The sequence below is a fragment of the Thermoproteota archaeon genome, assembly GCA_003352285.1.
Lineage (GTDB): Archaea > Thermoproteota > Nitrososphaeria > Nitrososphaerales > Nitrosopumilaceae > PXYB01.
Genome location: QQVN01000005.1, coordinates 33,466 through 52,835, shown reverse-complemented (window position 1 = coordinate 52,835; position 19,370 = coordinate 33,466). Strand labels below are relative to the sequence as shown.

24 protein-coding genes are annotated in these 19,370 nt (G+C 35.9%); 14 read left to right on the top strand and 10 right to left on the bottom strand.

Going from position 1 to position 19,370, the window contains the following annotated elements; all coding sequences use genetic code 11:
• Positions 1-32: 32 nt before the first annotated feature.
• Genes DWQ18_06460 through DWQ18_06450 form a run of 3 tightly spaced genes read left to right on the top strand, consistent with a single transcriptional unit; the run spans position 33 to position 1,686 of the window.
• Positions 33-815, top strand: coding sequence for an alpha/beta hydrolase (locus DWQ18_06460; GenBank protein RDJ32835.1), 783 nt, complete (start codon positions 33-35; stop codon positions 813-815).
• Positions 816-853: 38 nt separating this feature from the next.
• Complete coding sequence (locus tag DWQ18_06455; GenBank protein RDJ32834.1) at positions 854-1,276, top strand: AbrB/MazE/SpoVT family DNA-binding domain-containing protein; 423 nt, start codon at positions 854-856, stop codon at positions 1,274-1,276.
• The gene (locus DWQ18_06450; protein ID RDJ32833.1) at positions 1,273-1,686 is read left to right on the top strand and encodes a hypothetical protein; all 414 of its coding nucleotides are present in this window, start codon (positions 1,273-1,275) and stop codon (positions 1,684-1,686) included. The genes DWQ18_06455 and DWQ18_06450 overlap by 4 nt, the downstream gene beginning before the upstream one ends.
• Positions 1,687-1,731: 45 nt before the next feature.
• Here DWQ18_06450 and phaC read toward each other — a convergent pair whose 3' ends face one another.
• Positions 1,732-2,796, bottom strand: a complete 1,065-nt coding sequence (phaC, locus tag DWQ18_06445; GenBank protein ID RDJ33412.1) for a class III poly(R)-hydroxyalkanoic acid synthase subunit PhaC — start codon at positions 2,794-2,796, stop codon at positions 1,732-1,734.
• Positions 2,797-2,806: 10 nt separating this feature from the next.
• Complete coding sequence (locus tag DWQ18_06440) at positions 2,807-3,307, bottom strand: hypothetical protein (protein ID RDJ33411.1); 501 nt, start codon at positions 3,305-3,307, stop codon at positions 2,807-2,809.
• A gap of 130 nt (positions 3,308-3,437) precedes the next feature.
• Here DWQ18_06440 and DWQ18_06435 point away from each other — a divergent pair, with 130 nt between their 5' ends.
• The gene (locus tag DWQ18_06435; protein RDJ32832.1) at positions 3,438-3,797 is read left to right on the top strand and encodes a hypothetical protein; all 360 of its coding nucleotides are present in this window, start codon (positions 3,438-3,440) and stop codon (positions 3,795-3,797) included.
• Positions 3,798-3,840: 43 nt separating this feature from the next.
• Positions 3,841-4,773 (top strand): ABC transporter ATP-binding protein, encoded by a 933-nt coding sequence (locus DWQ18_06430; protein ID RDJ32831.1) that lies wholly within the window; start codon positions 3,841-3,843, stop codon positions 4,771-4,773.
• Here the strand turns inward: DWQ18_06430 and DWQ18_06425 are convergent.
• Complete coding sequence (locus DWQ18_06425) at positions 4,764-5,138, bottom strand: hypothetical protein (GenBank protein ID RDJ32830.1); 375 nt, start codon at positions 5,136-5,138, stop codon at positions 4,764-4,766. The genes DWQ18_06430 and DWQ18_06425 overlap by 10 nt on opposite strands.
• A gap of 96 nt (positions 5,139-5,234) precedes the next feature.
• On the opposite strand from DWQ18_06425, the gene DWQ18_06420 reads away from it, so the two are divergent.
• Positions 5,235-5,885 (top strand): DedA family protein, encoded by a 651-nt coding sequence (locus DWQ18_06420; GenBank protein ID RDJ32829.1) that lies wholly within the window; start codon positions 5,235-5,237, stop codon positions 5,883-5,885.
• Here DWQ18_06420 and DWQ18_06415 read toward each other — a convergent pair.
• From DWQ18_06415 to DWQ18_06400, 4 genes are all read right to left on the bottom strand, one after another.
• Positions 5,875-6,432, bottom strand: coding sequence for a DNA-3-methyladenine glycosylase (locus tag DWQ18_06415; GenBank protein ID RDJ32828.1), 558 nt, complete (start codon positions 6,430-6,432; stop codon positions 5,875-5,877). The two genes, DWQ18_06420 and DWQ18_06415, sit on opposite strands and share 11 nt — an antisense overlap.
• A 1-nt stretch (position 6,433) precedes the next feature.
• Positions 6,434-6,979 (bottom strand): uracil-DNA glycosylase, encoded by a 546-nt coding sequence (locus DWQ18_06410; protein RDJ32827.1) that lies wholly within the window; start codon positions 6,977-6,979, stop codon positions 6,434-6,436.
• Positions 6,972-8,390 carry a TldD/PmbA family protein gene (locus DWQ18_06405; protein RDJ32826.1) on the bottom strand — a complete coding sequence of 473 codons (1,419 nt, stop codon included), beginning with the start codon at positions 8,388-8,390 and terminating at the stop codon, positions 6,972-6,974. The genes DWQ18_06410 and DWQ18_06405 overlap by 8 nt, the downstream gene beginning before the upstream one ends.
• A gap of 242 nt (positions 8,391-8,632) precedes the next feature.
• The gene (locus DWQ18_06400; protein RDJ32825.1) at positions 8,633-10,507 is read right to left on the bottom strand and encodes a sensor histidine kinase; all 1,875 of its coding nucleotides are present in this window, start codon (positions 10,505-10,507) and stop codon (positions 8,633-8,635) included.
• A 65-nt stretch (positions 10,508-10,572) separates the two neighbouring features.
• Here DWQ18_06400 and DWQ18_06395 point away from each other — a divergent pair, with 65 nt between their 5' ends.
• From DWQ18_06395 to DWQ18_06385, 3 genes are read left to right on the top strand one after another with little or no spacing between them, the layout of a single operon-like run.
• The gene (locus tag DWQ18_06395) at positions 10,573-10,935 is read left to right on the top strand and encodes a hypothetical protein (protein RDJ32824.1); all 363 of its coding nucleotides are present in this window, start codon (positions 10,573-10,575) and stop codon (positions 10,933-10,935) included.
• Positions 10,936-10,971: 36 nt separating this feature from the next.
• A complete protein-coding gene (locus tag DWQ18_06390) occupies positions 10,972-11,334 on the top strand; it encodes a response regulator (protein ID RDJ32823.1) in 363 nt (120 codons plus the stop codon).
• A gap of 58 nt (positions 11,335-11,392) precedes the next feature.
• Positions 11,393-13,210, top strand: coding sequence for an ATPase (locus tag DWQ18_06385; protein RDJ32822.1), 1,818 nt, complete (start codon positions 11,393-11,395; stop codon positions 13,208-13,210).
• On the opposite strand, the gene DWQ18_06380 is transcribed toward DWQ18_06385, so the two are convergent.
• Positions 13,197-13,583, bottom strand: a complete 387-nt coding sequence (locus tag DWQ18_06380) for a transcriptional regulator (GenBank protein ID RDJ33410.1) — start codon at positions 13,581-13,583, stop codon at positions 13,197-13,199. The genes DWQ18_06385 and DWQ18_06380 overlap by 14 nt on opposite strands.
• A gap of 201 nt (positions 13,584-13,784) precedes the next feature.
• Here DWQ18_06380 and DWQ18_06375 point away from each other — a divergent pair, with 201 nt between their 5' ends.
• The 5 genes from DWQ18_06375 to DWQ18_06355 are packed head-to-tail and all read left to right on the top strand — an operon-like array spanning position 13,785 to position 17,145.
• Positions 13,785-14,132: a hypothetical protein gene (locus tag DWQ18_06375; GenBank protein ID RDJ32821.1), complete on the top strand. Its 348-nt coding sequence runs from the start codon at positions 13,785-13,787 to the stop codon at positions 14,130-14,132.
• Positions 14,133-14,180: 48 nt separating this feature from the next.
• On the top strand, positions 14,181-14,672 hold the full coding sequence (locus tag DWQ18_06370; GenBank protein RDJ32820.1) for a DUF192 domain-containing protein: 492 nt from the start codon (positions 14,181-14,183) through the stop codon (positions 14,670-14,672).
• Positions 14,673-14,712: 40 nt separating this feature from the next.
• Positions 14,713-15,342: a hypothetical protein gene (locus tag DWQ18_06365; protein ID RDJ32819.1), complete on the top strand. Its 630-nt coding sequence runs from the start codon at positions 14,713-14,715 to the stop codon at positions 15,340-15,342.
• A gap of 58 nt (positions 15,343-15,400) precedes the next feature.
• Complete coding sequence (locus DWQ18_06360) at positions 15,401-16,333, top strand: GHKL domain-containing protein (GenBank protein ID RDJ32818.1); 933 nt, start codon at positions 15,401-15,403, stop codon at positions 16,331-16,333.
• A 53-nt stretch (positions 16,334-16,386) separates the two neighbouring features.
• Positions 16,387-17,145: a sulfite exporter TauE/SafE family protein gene (locus DWQ18_06355; GenBank protein ID RDJ33409.1), complete on the top strand. Its 759-nt coding sequence runs from the start codon at positions 16,387-16,389 to the stop codon at positions 17,143-17,145.
• Here DWQ18_06355 and DWQ18_06350 read toward each other — a convergent pair.
• Positions 17,137-17,586 carry a hypothetical protein gene (locus DWQ18_06350; GenBank protein RDJ32817.1) on the bottom strand — a complete coding sequence of 150 codons (450 nt, stop codon included), beginning with the start codon at positions 17,584-17,586 and terminating at the stop codon, positions 17,137-17,139. The genes DWQ18_06355 and DWQ18_06350 overlap by 9 nt on opposite strands.
• Before the next feature lie 2 nt (positions 17,587-17,588).
• Positions 17,589-19,364, bottom strand: coding sequence for an SDR family NAD(P)-dependent oxidoreductase (locus DWQ18_06345; GenBank protein ID RDJ32816.1), 1,776 nt, complete (start codon positions 19,362-19,364; stop codon positions 17,589-17,591).
• Positions 19,365-19,370: the final 6 nt, after the last annotated feature.

Here is a 19,370-nt window from a genome sequence, read left to right as displayed (position 1 = left end):
AATTTATCTACCTGCTTTTCATCACGCATTTAATGGAGGAGAAATTTGTTTCCGTTGATGGAAACAAAATTCGTTACCTTGAATCTGGAGAGGGTAAGGAAGTTTTAGTACTAATTCATGGATTGGGTGCATCAGCTGAAAGATGGGAGTATGTTATTCCCATTTTTGAAAAACATTATCGTGTTATAGTTCCTGATCTCATAGGCTTTGGATTAAGTGATAAACCACTAGTTGATTACACTCAAGAATTTTTTGTAGATTTTCTTTCGCACTTTCTAAAGGAGATCTCAGTTTCTTCACCCTATCTGATCGGATCATCTCTTGGAGGACAGATTTGTGCTGAATATGTTTCAAAGTATGATAATGTCAAAAAACTAGTTCTTGTATCTCCGTCTGGTGCAATGTCTCAATCGACTCCTGCATTGGAAGCATATGTTATGGCTGCATTATATCCGACTGAGGAAGGTGCAAAAAATGCATTTGAGCATATGGCTGGAGATGAACAAGTGGACCCAAAAATTATCCATGGCTTCATAGAAAGAATGCAGCTTCCAAATGCAAAGATGGCATTTATGTCGACCTTGCTTGGACTCAAAAATGCAAACGACATTACTGAGCATCTAAAAAAAATAGAATCTCCAACATTGATAATTTGGGGCGATAAGGATCCTGTCATCCCTTTTGAGTACTCGAGCAGCTTTGTTTCAGCAATCAAAGACTGCAGATTTTTCAATATGGAGCAATCAGGTCATACTCCATATGTCGATAATCCGGAATTATTTGCAGAAACGGTGGTTAGTTTTCTTGATGAATAACAATACCTTTATATTCCTCATATAACCTTCTATTACCTATGAGTGGTAATCAATACCAATACAATCCTGCTGAAATGTTCAAAGAATGGATTCAGAAGAGCGGAAAAGCCCAAGCTGAATTTATGAAAAATTTTGGCGACCTTATGCAACAAAACCAGAACAAATTTGATCCACTGGTAACCTTACAGGAAGTTGCAAGCAAGACTAGTGAAGCACAAGAGAACATGATGCAAAATATGAATAATATGCAATCCAAGGGATTTGAACAAATTTTCCAAATGAATCAAAATCTCCCAAATTTCCTAAATTGGGGAGCTTACAAAACTACCGTGGGAAGTAATGGTAGAATTTCAATTCCAGAGGCCGAACGCGATGCACTCGGAATCAAGGAAGGAGATCTCATTCAGGTCGTTATCCTTCCAATTTTAAAAAAGTCAACCAATAAGGAGGTGAAACAATGAGTAGCACAAATAGTCCAAAAGATATCTTCGCAGTATATCAGCAAAACGTTGACAAATGTATTGATTCTATAAAGAAAGCAGTACCACAATATCATCAAGCAATTTCTAATGTACAACAAGAATACTTGCAAGCAGTTGAGAATCTAGTAAATTCTTCATTTACCACACAGAAAGAGACTTCTAGAAGAGCAGGAATTACTTCCAACATTCCAGAAGCAACCCTTAAAGTAATTGATGAGACCACAGAACAACTACTAAAAGGTACAGCAGTTAACAATCAAGTAGCATTAGCAGCAATTAATGCAACACAACAAAACATCAAGACATTCAACGATAATGCAAAAACATTTGCAGATATGAACAAAAATATCATGCAATCATGGATTTCTACATTCACACCTTCAAAATAGAAGGTTAGAATCCATTCTTTTTGTTTTTTAAAATTTTTATTTATTTTAAGATCTTTCCTTAAGCCATTCGCCCAATTCTGGTAGAACAACTTTTTGTGATAAGGAACTTGCAATCATTCCGACATGCCCTGTTGGATAGATTCGTATGGTTTTGTCTTCGCTTCCTACTCCGTAGTGCAATGGCATACTGCATTCTGGTGATACTAGATGATCACCAACTGCCACCTGAGTAAAGATTGGCATGGTGATGTTTTTCAATGACACATGTTGATTCCCAACATACATCTTGTTTTGAATCAAAAGATTTTCTTGATAGATGTCTCTAATCCACTGCTTGAATAGTGCCCCTGGAATAGGCGGTGTTTCTGAAAGCCATTTTTCGACTCTCATGAAATTATCTACAAAATTCTCATTTTCTATATTGTTAAAGAAGTTCAGATACTTTTCAATTCCTTGCTCAAATGGTTTTAGAACTGAAAAACAGTAATACATGAATTCTGGAGGCATGTTACCGACAATTTCAACCATTTTGTCTACATCCATGTGCTTTGCAAGGTTGCTAATTACAGTAGTATCCTTCCAACCATCAATTACTGGCGCTGTTGCAATGAAGTTTTTTACATTCTCTGGATGCAGTGCTGCATACGTTGTTGCTATAGTTCCGCCTGTACAATACCCTTGTAATGAAACCTGTTCTACACTTGATTCATTTTTAATAAATTCAACAGAATTGTGCAAGTACCCATTAACATAATCATCAAAGTCAAGATACTTGTCCATGTTTGATGGACTTCCCCAGTCTAACATGTATACGTTGAATCCTTGCTCCAAAAGATTCTTCACCCAACTCTTTTTTGGATGAATGTCTAAAATATGATATCTGTTTATCAGTGCATATGCAATTATGATTGGTGTTTTATGTTGTGTCTTTGTTAATGGCTTGTAGTGTAACAGTCTGGCTTTGTCTTCTTGATATGCAACATCATATTCTGTACTATCAAAATTAAACTCATCTGGGGCTGATACTAATTCTGATGCCCTTGTGATATTACTACTAAACTTTAGAATATTTTCTACCATCTTTGGGTCTATGTTTAATTCATTTGAAATTTTTTTCATTTTACTTTCCCTTTTCTTTTGATTCGTACTGTCTAACTTTTGCCTCTAGCTTTGATACTCGTTTTCTTAAGGAATGAATTTCCCTATAAACCTCGTCCATCTCTTGCTTGTTTGGCAGATTAGCCGATTGTAGTACTACGTTCATTATATTATTCCAATGTTTTGTTAATTCTAACTCCTTTGAAACAAGGTGACCATAATTTTCTCCAAAGTGCTTTGAGTCAAATAACTCTGTAAAGTCGTTATCAAAGATGTCAATCCAAACTCTCTTGTATGCCTCATAGTTTTCTGCATCGTGGGGAATCTCTGGAATCTTTAGGTTGACCTTTTTTTGAGCCTCTACCCATGTCTCATTTAGCTGCTTGTAATATTCGGTAAGGTGCTCATTAAATTCTGCCAAATCCTCATTTGACTCCATTAACTCTATTGAGATCTTTTTTGCATTTTCAGCAAAGTTTCTCATAGGACCTACTGACATCAGGGCTTGCGGCTTACTGTACATCAAATTGATGAGGTCTGTCCAAAACAATGATACGTGCTTATAGTAATCCTTAGGATCTGAAAACTGATTCTTCACGTTGAACGTTATAATTCGATCGCAATAAATAGCTGTATTGACTGAAAGTTGAGATATGGCCGATATTAGTAAACTAGAGGATATTTGTGCGAAAATTAAGGATTTAGACCCTAAAGTCCGTTTTGCTGCAGTGATTAATGAGCGTGGAAGACTGATTGCAGGCGGCATGAAAGAAGGTGTTGAACCACTAGAGACAGAAAAAGACGACGAAATGCTGTTTATGGAACTGGCTTTGAGAGTAAAGATGAGAAAAGAGTTTGATAGACAACTAGGCTCGGTTCAGTTTGCCCTGGCGGCCCGAGAGAGAGCACTCGCGTTGAGTTTTCTACACGGTAATGATGTTTTGTATGTGGTAGCAGAACCTGATGCTGATTATGGTACCTTACCAAAAAAAATTCTAAAAATAATAAAATAAAGTTTCAATTAAAACCAAAATACTTGCATACCTTTGAGTATACATGACATTTCTCTCAGTTGATGGATTATCCGTAGTTTATCCTACTTCAAAAGGAAATATCCATGCAGTAGAGAATCTCTCATTTGCTTTAGATAATGGACAATCAATAGGAATTGCCGGTGAGAGCGCATGTGGAAAGAGTACTCTTGGGCTTTCAATAATACGAATGTTACAAGGTGGTAAAATCACTTCTGGAAAGATAATCTTTGAGAATGACTCTTTGTTGGATTTACCTGAAAATAAATTTGAGAAAGTTTTTCGATGGAAAAAAATATCCATGATATTTCAGGGCGCAATGAATTCCCTTGATCCTGTTTTTTCAATAAATGAACAATTCCAAGAGATACTAAGACAACATCATTTTGATGGGGACTCAAAAAAAGTGATTCTTGATGTAATGAATGCAGTTAACCTTGATGAATCTGTTTTGCAGAAATATCCTCATGAGCTAAGTGGTGGTATGAAACAACGTGTAATTATCGCAATGGGATTATTACTAAAACCAAAATTTGTAATTGCTGATGAACCTACTACTGCATTAGATGTTCTTATTCAGGCACAAATAATCAACTTGCTAAAGAAATTAAAAAAAGAAGGCATGTCAATAATGCTAATCACTCATGATCTTGCAATATTGTCTGAGATTGCAGATGTGATTGGAATTATGTATGGCGGTCAAATGATAGAATTTGGTTCCTCTAATTATATCTACAAAAATCCCAAACATCCATACACAAAAGGATTGTTGGAATCCATTCCAAGACTACATGGTGATAAACCAAAATTTATTCCAGGTGATCCTCCAAGTCTTTTAGAACCAAAATCAGAATGTCGATTTATTGATAGATGCCCAATGGCATTTGAAAAATGTAAAAAAGATCCTCCAAATTTTTCAACTGAAACCGGATATGTAAAATGCTGGCTCTATGAGTAAAGCTTCACTATTGGAAGACAAGAATCTATAATTCTTAACACTTCACTACGAACAACTTTTTTGTCAATTGATATCCAAATTCTGATCTTTTTTATTGCAAATGAGATGGTTTGAACCTTTTTTCTTTCCTCCCAAACAAATTCCACCTCTCCTAAACTCTTATCAAAAAATGCTTCTAAATCAGTTTTAATTGCAATATGAGAGAATTGGTAATGTGTATTTTTTGCATTTAGAAGTGGCTTTAGATCTGATCTTCTAAAATATGATAATAGTTCGCCGCTTGAACCAATTACTCCTACAAATCTAATGTATGGACTAATCTTTGCAATAGCTATTGGGATTTCACTATAATTTTTTTTAGCCAATAGTAGTTTCACCAGAATATGTTATTTTAATGATTATGAAAATCAAACATGTATCTCATTTTTTATAGTTAAATAATGCTGACCACTCGTTGTTGTGTGGATTTTTCTGATTTGTTTCCATTCGCACCTGAAGTTGGTTACTTTGGTTTAACACTGGTGAGTTTTTTTGGTTCTCTTGTTCCATTTGTCCCTCTCCCGTCGTTTCTTTTACTGGCAACAATGGCCGTTGGGGACCAATTCAACATTCATGTTCTTGCAATAATATCTGCTATTACATCTACCGCTGCAAAGCAAATCATCTTCTATGTCAGCTATGGTGGCCGCAAGATAATTACTGAAAAAACAAGAAAACGTATGAGGCCATTTGAAAGACTAGTAAAGCGATATGGTGCAGGGGCTGCCTTTTTTGCTGCAGCTACTCCTATACCTGATGATCTAGTATATGTTCCACTAGGACTTGCAAAGTATAATCCAAAGCGATTCTTTATTGCAACGTTTACTGGAAAACTCGTGCTTAGCTATGTGATAGTTCTAATATCTCATTTTTTGGGATTGTCCCTTGTAGACCCATTCCTAGAAGACATTGATGATGCAACACCAATTTACATTGGCATAATTGGTTTTGGAGGAATGCTTACTGGTGTTGTAATTCTACTTTTACGACTAGACTGGGCAAAAATTTTAGGTAAATTTGCTCCTTGGACATTAGATGATGTCAATGACGATAAAAAAGACTCTAAAGATTAATTTTAAAATTCCATTTCTTGTCTAATCCGTTTCTTATTCCAATTCGCTGACTGGAAAATACTTTACAATCATTTTGCGCATCTGAAATAAACAACTCTGATTTCTTTGTCAAATCAACACCGTATTGTTTTTTTGTAATCTTTAATGCTTGAGTAAGCTTTGCAGGACCATTTGTTAGTTCTTCAATTTTTTTGTTTTTTCTATTTTTTATCATAAGATCTAATCCTTTAACTGGTTTTATTGCTCGAATTAGCACTGCCCCTGCATCATAATTATCATTTCTTGCAACTGCATTGACACAATAGTACATACCATAAGTAAAATACACATATGCTCTGCCTACTTCTCCAAACATTGCCTTGTTGCGTTCTGTCATTCCTCTAAACGCATGGCTTGCAGGATCATCATTGAATCTATAAGCTTCAGTCTCTGTGATGATTCCTGAGAACATCTTTTCTCCAATTTGTCTAACCAGAATCTTACCTAGAAGATTCTTTGCAACATCTACGGTATCATCCGAATAAAATTTTCTTGGTAATGGCCTCATCTTATTTTTTTATAATACTAGCTATTTTTTTCATGTCTTTTTTTAGCACATCTAATAATTCTTGATTATAAATTGTCGCAGCAGGATGAATGGTGATAAAGTATCTGTTTCCTTGATGCTCAACCACCTTGCCGCGATTCTTTGTAATGTTAGTTCCCCCTAGAATAGAACCATATGCTGTGTTTCCCATTATGCAAATAATCTCTGGGTTAATCTCCTCTATTTCAGATTTTAAATAATTAGAGCAAGCCTCTCTTTCACCTGTATTGGGAACCCTGTTGTTAGGAGGTCTGCATTTTACAACATTTGTAATGTAGATATCATCTCTAGAAATTCCTGCCGACTCTAGTGCTGCAGTGAGTTTCTTTCCTGCAGCACCAACAAATGGCTCTCCATTTTTATCTTCACTTCTTCCTGGAGCTTCACCAACAAAGATGACCTTTGAGTTAACGTTCCCCTTGCCTGGAACTGCATTAGTCCGTGTCTCACATAATTCGCAATTTGTACATTTTATGACCTTGTTTTTTATCTCCTCAATACTAGGCATTTTTTGTCTCTCCAGTACTTTTTACAGTGGCTACTGCTTTGATGGTTGGTCCACCGTTTCCCATCATCATTGACTGCATAGGATCACCTTTTCCACAATTTGTAATTGGTCTTATGGTAAAGTCATTTCCACATGCATCAATTGATCTGAAAAATTCAGGAGCAGTGCCCATTACTATCACATCTCTTTGAAGGTCAGTGATTTCACCATTTTCAATTTTATTTGCATATTGACAAGAGATACTCCAATTGTACCTTTTCATATCTATTGACGGTATCTTCATGTTAGAAATTAAATATCCTGACTTTACATCTTTGATAATTTCATCTGGATTCCAATCTCCTTTATCAATACAAGTGCATGCCATCCTAATCAGTGGCATGAACTTGTATGATGTTGCTCTCATGTTTGCATTAGATTCTACCTCAAAAATTTTTGATGTTTCATTATTTTGCAAATGCCCTTTCAATACTCCTTTCTCAATAATATTGGTCCTTGATGACTTCATCCCCTCATCATCAAAATCATACCATCCCAGTGTTCCTTCTACTGAAGGATCATCAAATACGTTTAATTCACTAGAGCCAATCTCCTCACCAAGTTTTCCTGCCCACCATGAACCTCCTGCCCATGCCATCTCTTTTCCCAAAACTCTGTCTGCTTCAGATGGATGACCTAAAATCTCATGAGTCAGCAAGCTTACAAAATCTGGATTAAACACCAACGTTGTCTTCTCTTCTTTGATTGGTTTTGCGTATACCAGTTTGGATGCTTTATCTGAAATCTCATCTGCAACTTTTAACACGTTGGCTTCGTTAGAAATTTTTTCAATTCCTCCTCTACCTCCTTCTGTAATATTGATTGATTGTGTAATTCCAGATTCCCTTGCAGTAGCTATCAGGTCTACTATGGTATCAGTATAGTTTTGACTAATTCTTGAGCCATAACTGTCTGCATAATATTTTGATGTGGTCTTAAAATAGAGATTAACTGTTGATTTTATGATGTTTCTTTTTTCTCTGATGATAGAATCACATTCAGTTCCAATTTTGATCAATTCTTCTAAGGTTGGAGTTTTTTTTACTGGATAGTCCTTTTTTGATTGATGCGTCTTTTCCTTTGAGAATTTTATTTTATTAGAAAATTTCTGGGTCGAATGTATGGCATCTGCTATTTTTTCCCTTATTGTCTCGAATGAGCCTGGATTTGATATTGAACAAAACCCCCATACGCCATTTTTTAGAATCCGTATCCCAATTCCTGTATCTATAATCGAGTCACACTGCTCAGTTTGTCCATTTTCTATTACTGCCTTCTTTGATGAATATGACTCTGACCTGACATCACAATACTCTGCCCCCAAGTCCAGTGAAATTTGGATAGACTTGTCTGCAAAATCCTCAAAATTCATGATTTAGTATCTAATGTTTCCTAAATCACTGTATCTTTATTTTTTCTTTGTTGGGATTGTATAGTAGAACTCATCCTCAAACCCATAGTCTGTTTTTCCTTTTTTGCGTAATCCCATAAAGTACTCTGTGCAATTTGCATAAAATTCATTATTCTTTTGACTTGAGATGTTATTCATTGCATTGCCTTTTCTTTCGTTAATTTCTCTTTTAGAGTAAGATAATTTGCGTAATGAGGTTTGAATTATTTAGCTTGATTGCCCAAAGGTGGGTTTTTTGGTAGAGTGAAAATGAACTTTGTACCGACATTTGGCGTGCTCTCAACACGAATTTTGCCTCCATGTCCTTCGACTATTCCTTTACTGATTGCAAGTCCTAGTCCACTGCCGCCTCTCTCTCTTGTCAGTGAAGCATCAACTTGGTAGAACTTTTTAAACAAATCTTTTTGTTTTTCTAAAGGAATGCCAATTCCATTATCTTTTACTGAAATTTCTATGTCATCATTATTTTCAGTAACATTAATGTCAATTGATCCTTTGTCAGCATGTATTGCAATCATGCTGTTTTTAATTAGGTTGTTAAGTACCTGACCTATTCTCTCTGAATCATGAACTACAATTATCTCTGGACTTGAATGATTCAGCTTGATTCCTCTTCTTTCAGCTTCTGGCTTGAATGATGTTACTGCCTTTTCTATAGTCTTTTTAATACTGATACTTTCTTTCTTCATTCTTAATTGGCCCAAGTCTAATTTTTGAGCATCAAGCAAGTCAGAAATAATATCTAGTAATGACGATGAGCTTGATTTTATTATTCGCAATCTCTCTTTTTGTTTGTCGGTTAATTTTCCTAAATGTTCTCCAAGTAGAATGTCTGCATAACCTTGAATTGGTACCAGAGGTGTCTTTAATTCATGTGTAATCATGGCTAAGAATTCGTCTTTTGCAAGGTCTGTCTTTTTTGCCTCTTCTTCTTTTTGTTTGATGGTGTCTGACATTATGTTGAATGTATTGACAAGTTGACCTACCTCATCTGATGCGTTATACTCTATTCTTTCTCCATAGATTCCCTCTTTGACTCTTGAGAGTGCAGAGGTAATCATCTCCAATGGGTTTAGTGATTGTCTGATAACAAAAATTACCAAAAAGAATACTATGACGTCAACTGCCAATAATACCTGAATGATGGTTTGTTGTTGCGCTTCACCTAAATTCAATTGCCTATTCCATGCATCCAAAAAGTTATCCAGCGCATCAAGCAGAATGCTCTTTTGTCTCTCAAGATTCTTTCTTGCTACGTCAAACTCTGGAGATAGCAATGATCTCTCCTCTAGGGTTTGAATTCTTAGCTGAACTGCTTCCCAAAGTGGATCTAATTCCCTTAGCGCTTCTGAATTCTCCCGTGGAGTAGGAATCAAATCTTCTGGCTCTTTTCCTACTGACTGATAATCTAATCCATCAATTGGTACTTGTAATAATTTTCTTAATCCTATCTCAAAAGATAATCTATCTTGTTTTAGTTGTACTTGTGCTCCTTCTCCTTCTCCAATAGATATGAGAAGTGCCTGCTGACCAATTCTTTTTGCAAGCTCTTGAAGCTCATTTGCAATTGCTTTGTGGCGATTATAGTCTCTATCTAGTACCTCTAAATCTTTTACTAGAGAATTTGTTGTGAGAATTAACTCTCCGTTTTTCTCCAATACATAATTCAATGAGTTTACTGCATTTTGATCAAAGACCGATGTTTTTTGAACTTGATTTGCACTCATTTTGTAATTCTCCCAAGCCTTTAGAACTTGATTATATTCTGGATCAATCTGATTTGGAATTGTAACTATTGATTCTCCTCTGATTGTTCCGCCATTTTTGAAAATCTTTAGTACGTTGTCAAAGTCATCTGTTTCTTTTTTTAGATTGTCTCTGTCCGCATCATTACCACTTGCAATCGAGCTTGCAAGACTTGATACTGTCTCAGTCTTTACTTTAAGATCTCCTGCCCTGATAATAGAATATGATTCAGACGTTCCTAGTTGCTGAACTTGGTAAAGCAGAAATAAATTTACAATTGCTGCTACAATTACAATTCCAACTAGTAAGTAAGTCTTGTAGATTAGTTTCATGCTTTTATGGTTAAACGTGACATAGAGTATAAAAATGACGGGTGAATCCTTTTTGATGAATAACAATGTCCGATGAATTCATTCGTGTTGCAACAAAGGAAATAATGGAAGAATTGTCTTCGATATCTGATTTAATCAAATCCTCAAATAATGATGCCGATATTGAGAATAAGTCTGTAGGAATTGAGAAACACCTTCATAAAATAAAGGGACTTGCACCAATGATGGGAAAAGAGGACGTAGGAAAAATTTCAACCATTGTGGACCACTTGATGAAAAAAATCATCGAGGGAAACAAAATTTCTAACATTCGTACAATTGTCGTTGATGCAACAATTCTTATGCAAAAATCAATGGGTAACATTAAGTGCGATACAAAGACATTCATTGACTCTATGGGTAAGCAGTTCCCTGAAGCTTTGAAATAAAGACGATCTTAAATAATAATTCATTAATTATGTGACATGAGCAAAATTCTCATTGCAGATGATTCTGAATCTATTCGTCTTGTAATGCGAGATATATTGGCAATTGGAGAACATGAGATTGTTGGAGAAGCTATAGACGGTGAGGATGCTGTTGAAAAATTCTCCGAATTAAAACCAGATGCAATGTTGCTTGATCTTGCAATGCCAAAAAAAGATGGACTTACCGTGGTTAGAGAAATTGTAAACAAATTTCCAGATGCAATTATTATTCTAATTACTGCAAGTGATAATCAAAAAGTTATCCAAGATTGTTTAGCTGCAGGTGCCACTGCATATGTCTCCAAGCCATTTGATTTTGACAATGTGCTTAAGGTAATCAAAAATACTTTATCAAAATAATTCTCTTCCATAATAAAATTAGATATGATTAAAAGCAGCCAACTATCTGTTTACTTGATTGAAAAAAATTGTTGCAGATACTAGCATAGTAATTAATGGTCAGTTAGTGCATCTTGTTTCTTCTGGTGAAATTTCTGACTGTGATATCATAATTCCAACTGCTACTTTGGATGAGCTTCAATCTCAGGCAACCCAAAATAAAGAACAAGGTTTGATTGGTCTTGAGGAATTAAAAAAATTACAAGAAATTATTGTGCCTCACAACATCACTTTGTCCTATGAAGGAATGCGACCAAGTGTAGATGATATCAAACTGTCTGGTCGTGGACGAATTGATGCAATTATCAAAGACATTGCAAAGCAGAGTGAAGCAATACTTTACACTTCAGACAAAGTTCAAGCACTAGTAGCTGAGGCTGAAGGTGTATCTGTGGTTTATCATGCACCAAAAATAGTCTCTGAGAAACTTGAATTTCTAAAATTCTTTGATGATGAAACAATGAGCATTCATCTAAAAGAAGGAATTACCCCTATGGCAAAAAAAGGAAAACCTGGAGAAATAACACTCACCCAAATTGGAGGTGATGTCATCACCCGTGACTATCTACATGAGATGTCCACTCAAATCTTAGAGGCAACAAAGATTTCTGATTCTGGAAACGTTGAGATATCAAAACCTGGTGCTTTGGTAATCCAGTACGGTGATTATAGGATTGCAATTACTAGGCCTCCCTTTTCAGAAAAATATGAAATAACAATTGTACATCCAATTGTACATCTTTCTCTTGATGATTATCATGTCTCTGATGAACTGATGAAAAGATTCTCTAGTGGTGCAGAAGGAATTCTAATTTCTGGTGCACCTGGTTCTGGCAAAAGTACTCTTGCATCTGGATTGGCCAACTATTACAATGGTCTTGGAAAGATAGTCAAAACATTCGAGTCACCACGTGATCTGAGGGTTGATCCTGCAATTACACAATACACTAGACTTGATGGAAGTTTTGAGAATTCAGCAGACATTTTACTTTTGGTTCGACCTGATTACACTGTCTTTGATGAAGTTAGGAGAAGGGAGGACTTTCGAATCTTCTCTGATCTTCGATTAACTGGAGTGGGAATGGTTGGGGTAGTACATGCAAATTCTCCACTAGATGCCATTCAAAGATTTATTGGTAAAATTGAGCTTGGAATTATTCCAAATGTTATTGATACTGTAATATTTGTTAAAGATGGAAAGATATCAAAAGTTTATGAACTTGAACTAAAGGTCAAAGTCCCATCAGGAATGTTTGAGCAAGACTTGGCAAGACCTGTAATAGAAATTAGAAATTTTGAGAACCATGTTCTAGAACATGAAATTTACACTTTTGGTGAGGAAAACGTTATTGTTCCTGTACAGAAGGGCGGCAAAAAACACGGAATTGAAAAACTTGCTGAAGACAGAATTCGAGACGTGATAAAACGCTTTGACCCCAATGCACACATTGAAATTTTATCTGATAATAACATTCGAGTCAAAGTTCAGAAGCAATACATCCCATCAATAATTGGTAAGGGGGGCTCTACAATCAATGACCTTCAAAAGTTACTAAATGTGCACATTGATGTAGAGGAAAATGACGAAGATGACTATTTTCCCGATGCTGAAATTCCTTACACATTTTCTGAATCAAAGACTGGGATAATTCTAACTGTTAGCAGAGAATACACTGGAATGCATGCAGACATTTACGTTGCAGATAGATACGTCACTTCATCTAGAATTGGAAGAAAGGGGCAAATCAAAATTCCAAAACGTTCTGACTCTGCACAAAAATTAATGGATCTTGCATCCTCTAAAAATGACATTCAAATTTACATTAAAGATTTTTAAAATTGTCTAGAACCTTGGGGTTTGCTTTAAGAAAAGTAATGAATTTTCTTAACTGCTTGATAGTTTTTGGGTTTAGATGGTGCTCTACTCCTTCTGCATCTTGATTGGCAGTATCATGTCCTATCCCTAAAATTTCAAAAAATTCTACCAGTATGCCGTGTTTTTGTCTTATGGTTTCTGCAACTTGAGAGCCTTTTTGTGTCAGGTTTATTCCATGATATTTCTCATACTCTAAAAATCCACTCTCGTCTAATCTCTTTAGCATCTTTGTGACACTTGGGGCACTAACATTCATGTATCTTGATACATCAAGGGTAGTTGCATATCCCTTTAACTCTACAAGCTCTGCAATTACTTCTAGGTAATCTTCCATTCTTGTACTGTGTTGGTTTCTTACTGATTGGTGAGCCGCCTTTATTGATTCTAGGCGCTCTTTTCCTTTCTTCAAAGTCTCCTGATATTGATTCGTTCCTGATATAATTTAGTGTTCTTGTAAGGTTATCCTTAATTGACAATGGAGTTATCGAACTTGATCATTTGCTCTTATCTAATTTCTGCTAGATACTGGTTGGCCATGGAGGATGCACTAAAGCACAGACTAGGAAAACTACGTGCATATTCAGATTCAGCAAAACGTAGAGCAGGGCTATACTCTGATATTGCAAAAATCCACTCTCATCATCCCTCTCAGCCTCTACGTGCACTACAAAAAGCACCTGCGCCTGGAAAGAAACTACAAAAAATTGGGTTTATCATGCTTTGGATACCAGAGCCAACATTTATCACAGCTGCAGTTGGCGGTCCAATGATTCTAGCCGGTAGATACATGGAGAAAAAATACAACAGCGCTACTATTGCAGATGTAGGAAGCCAAACAAAAGAGACAATGTCCTCAATTAATGATTTTAAGAGCATATTCTAGTTTTCAAAAAAATAATGGTATTTTAGAAGCTAATTTGGCATATTACTTGTGGTAACAAGAACTCAGACCCTTTTGCCCATTGGTGTGGCTGCTGTAATCATTGGAGTTGTTGCAATGCTTAACATTCCAACTGATGCAAAACTAGAAGCGGTCCAATTTCCAAAGGGGACAATAAAACTTGATGGAATGGTACTTGAGGTACAAATTGCAGATACTGAGCCACGTCGAGTTAGAGGTCTGATGTTCCAAGATCAATTACCCTATGATGAGGGGATGCTATTTGTTTTTGATACTCCTGGACAATATTCTCTTTGGATGTTAAACATGCAGTTTCCACTTGATATGATTTGGTTTGACGAACAAGGAAGAGTCGTTCACATTGAAGAAAACGTACCTCCTTGTAAGACTGCACTTGAGACTAGAACATGTACTGGTAAATCCCCAGGCGGATTTGCCACTTATATCCTCGAAGTGACTGGAGGGTTTGTTGAGAAATTCAACATTACAGAGGATTCTGTTATGGAAATAATTTCAATTTAATCCCAAAGGCTTATCTTATAATGTATCTTTTTTTGATTAAATGAAACTTTTGATTGCTGGAATAGTTGCAGTTGTCATTGGCCTTGTAATAATTATTGCATATTCATTTCCAAGTGAGGATGAAACCATTATGGTAGATCCACTCACTATACAATACAGTGCAATCAATTTTGAATTACAGAAATCATTAACTGAGAATCAACTGCACATGTCAAAACCAATAAAGATCTCTACTCCTGAATCTATCGTAAAGTACTGCAATTTCTTTGCAGATTCCAACATTGATGCAATTGAGCACTGTACATCTACTGAGATAAAAGATTCCGATGGCAGCTTTTTAGGAAATATTCACATGATAGGCACCAATCAACAAGTATCCTCAATCATAATTATTGCCCAGGCTGATCCTTCAATGAATAATTTGGATTCTATTATCACTCTCTTTGATAATTCAATCAAAGTTACTGTCTGTGATTGCTGGGAAGAAATATCTCCTGGTGATTTTGCAAGTGTTTCAGATTGGGTATCTGCAACGGCAAACATGAAAAGTGAATCCAAAGTTATAAAGTCAAATATTAATTCCTTAGAAAACAAGGATCTCTACTTGGAGCTATCTGAAAATGAAGATGGTTATCTATGGACATTAATTATCTCTCAGATCGCCACATAGTCGAGTTTGTTTATTTCAAACACACAGCCTATTATTAGATAAATTAAGAAAATCTCGATTGGGCTTGGGACAAAGTTTACCAAACAAACTGATACACGAACTACCAAATTCTTCAAAGGAGGCGTTATTGAAAAAAATTGCGTATCTTGAGACTACCAACAAGCGTCTAATCCAAGAACATCAAAGTAAGGATAATCATATTGCAAATCTGGAAAGAAAACTACACAAGATTGGTGATGCTGCTGAACAAAGAGATTGGTTACTAGATGAATTAACTAAAAAAATCACAATGATTGGCGAAATACGAACAGATTTGCTAAAGCGTGAAAGACTTTCTGCAATAGGTGAGCTATCATCAAGATTGGCACATGATATGAGAAACCCACTATCAATAATTCTAAATACAATTGATTTGATAAAAATGAAGCATCAAGACTCTCTCAATCCAGATGTAAAAAATTTGTTTTTGATGGTAGACCGTGCAACTTCAAGAATGGCATTTCAATTAGATGAGGTGCTTAACTTTGTTCGAAGTGCCCCGTTGGAATTTGAAAAAAAATCCTTACGCGATATTATTACATCTTCTTTGTATCGCATTGTAATTCCTGATGACATCAAAATAATAAAACCGACAATTGATGCAGAAATTGATTGTGATCCTCGCAAACTTGAGGCAATCTTTTCTAATTTGGTTATGAATGGTATTCAAGCAATGAATAACCAAGGTACACTCACAATTAGAATATTTGATGATGAACAGCATGTTACAATTGAAGTGGAAGATGAGGGACCTGGAATTCCAGAAAAATTAACTAAAAAAATCTTTGATCCATTGTTTACAACAAAATCCCGTGGTACTGGATTGGGATTGGCAACTGTAAAAAATATGGTAGAGCAGCATTCTGGTCATGTTCATTTTAGACAAAACCCAACTGTGTTTTCAATTACTCTGCCTAGAATTCAACATAAACAAACTGTGAGCATCCCTTAGAGTTCTTTACCAAAAACACAATATAGCATCAATCTAATCATTTGACGTTTACAATGTTAGATCATATTTGGCTAATCCCACTTGGATTTGCCGCTGGCACATTGGGTTCTATAATTGGTTTAGGTGGAGGAATAATTGTAGTCCCTGTTTTAACATTTTTTGGATTCCCGCCTACTGCTGCAGCAAGTAATAGTCTTTTTGCGGCATTTAGCAATGCAATTGCATCTACAATTTCCTATTCTAAACAAAAACGTATTGAGTACACCATCGGATTACGATTAGGTCTTCTTAGTATTCCTGGAACAATCCTTGGGGCATTTATTTCAGCAGATGTCACACCAGAAATTTTTAAAATATTGTTTGGACTAGTTTTAGTTTCTTCCAGCATCTACATTTTTCTTAAAAGAAAAATCGAATCAAAGTCAATTAACACATCAAAGCAAATAATGATTCTTGCAATTGGAGCAAGTTTTTTTGCTGGAATAATTTCTAGCTTTTTTGGAATTGGTGGAGGAACGATCTTTGTACCTTTGATGGTAGTAGCTATGGGAATGAGTATGAAAAAAGCTGCGCCTACATCCCAATTTATTTTGTTGTTTGCATCATTTTCCGGATTAATCACTCATTCAATACTTGGACATCCTGATTTTCTTCAAGCACTTTATCTTGCAATAGGTGCATTTGCCGGAGGTATGGTTGGAGCTAGACTCTCAATAGATATTAAAGAAAAATACTTGCAAATCCTAGTTTCTGTTGTAATTATCATTGCTGCAATCAAACTCTTTATTGATTCTGCAGAAAATTTAATTTGATTCTGGATATTTTTTTAACCTATAGAAATTTTTTCTGGAAATCACTACAACTTCCCCGTTTTGCTTAGTTCCTTCAAAATCTACTGCAATTTTTCCATTTTCTTCATCAATGTCTTTCTTATCTGAAATTGTAAATTTTATTTTTAGAACTTCGTCTACTCTAAGTGGTTTTAAGAACCGTGTGTTTCTGTTTTCCCAATCAGTATCTCCATCAGTCCCAATGAATAACATATGGTTTCCATAAATCTGGCTTAACCTAGTGAACTCTCCTTCCATTCTTGATAGTATTGCTCTTCCAGACACCATGTGGTTTTCTTTACCAGAATCCAGTAATGCGTTTTTCACTCTGGAGAAATTGAGATAGTCTTCTAACTCCTTTTCTGATATACTACATGTGGAAAAAAACTCATCACCTATTCTCATCTCTGAGAACTTTTTCATTCTTATCTTGATTCGTCTACACAGAAGGTTACTTCAGATGATGCAGCAGCCGAGTCTGAAACAAAAAAGTTCAACGCTTGTGAGATATTCTCAACATTTGGTTCTCCACCATCAACTGTGCCTGGTAACACCAAAAATGACCTGACATTTGATTTTAAGACATCACTTAATTCTTGATTAATGGTTGTTGTAAATGGTCGTAAGGCTCCCCTGAATACTTCAACTCTTGCTCTATCCTCACCTGAAATCTTTCTTCCTACGGGAAGGTCTGGTCCAATAGTGACAATAGTTCCTTTTTTACCTTGGAACAATCTTGGATCTTTTCCACCTCCTGGAACAAAATGCTCTAGAGCCTGCTGAATAACAGTCGCAGGAGTGTTGATGAATTTATCAACCAAATTGTCCCAATCTTTTCTTGATAACTCTACGTACTTTGAACCATTTGGAACGTTTCCAGTCAAATGTACTACTGCTGCTATCTCGCCCATGTTCTTTGCTGCTTCTAACCATCGCTTGATTTCTTCTGGGTTTTTTAAATCAGAAACATGTGAATGGAATTTTCCAGAAATAGATTCTTGTAATTCTTTTTGTGTCTCATTTGAAATGATGCATACTGCTTTTCCACCATTCTTTTCAACATGTGCTGCAAGTGCTTCTGCTCTGTCTGCATCGCTTTTTTCAGTGGCGTTTATTGTAAAGACAAATGTTTTTCCTTTCCAATCTGGCTGATGCACTCCGGGCGTCTTGTTTGCAATGTGAGCTCTAACTGGATAGAATACTCTGTCCCCTGGAATGACTTTGCCGTTTAGAATGGCGGCCAATTTGTCTTCGGATAATTTCAAAACAGTTTCTGCTACTTGTTCTTGTGATAGGAATTGCTCATCTGCAATCATCTTTGATGTGTTTGTTTGAACCTTTTCTGCTATTGTTTGGATTTTTGATAACAGCGCTGCAATAGTTTTTGATGATTTTTCTACATCTCCTCCTCTCCGTTTAACAAGATTTTCTGCTGCTTTTACTATTCCTGCTTTTACAGTTGCATCATCTTCTCCAAGTAGATCAAACAATTCGTTATTTACTGATTCTACTTCTACTGGTGTCAAATCCTCAAATCCACTGACACGCAAAAATTCTGCAGCTGCTTTTGGATACACTGTCTTGTAAATTCTATCTGAATGTACTGGGCCTGGATTTGTTGCAATAGATATGATTCCTTTCTCTGTTAATTCCCATGACATTGCTTCTGCTAATCTATTCTTTGCACCTTGTGATGCTGTGTATGGATCTCTGAATCGGTATGGTCTTTGTTCTAGGGGTCTTTCTTCTGTGAAAAATGTTGAAATTGTGATTATTTTTGCTCCCTTTTTCATTACTCGTAATGATTGCACAGATGTCCAAAATGTTCCTGTCAGGTGAATGTCTACTGTGCTTCTAAAGTCCTTTAATGAAGAATTAGCAAAACATGTGACCGGACCTGAAACTCCTGCATTATTTACAACTACGTCTACATTTACATTTGATTTTTGTAATTCATCAAACATTCCATTAATTCCGTCTTCATCACTGACATCGACTCCATCAAAAATTGTCACTTTTCCATTGCTTTGCACTTTGGAGATGATGTCGTTTAGCTCTTTTGCAGCCTCTTCTAAGGGTTCTCGTCTTCTACCTAAAATTATGACACTGGCTCCATTTTCTACAAACTTTTTTGCTATGGCTTTACCAATGCCAGTTCCACTTCCGGTGATTAGAGCAATCTTTCCTTGAAATTTTAGCATGAACAA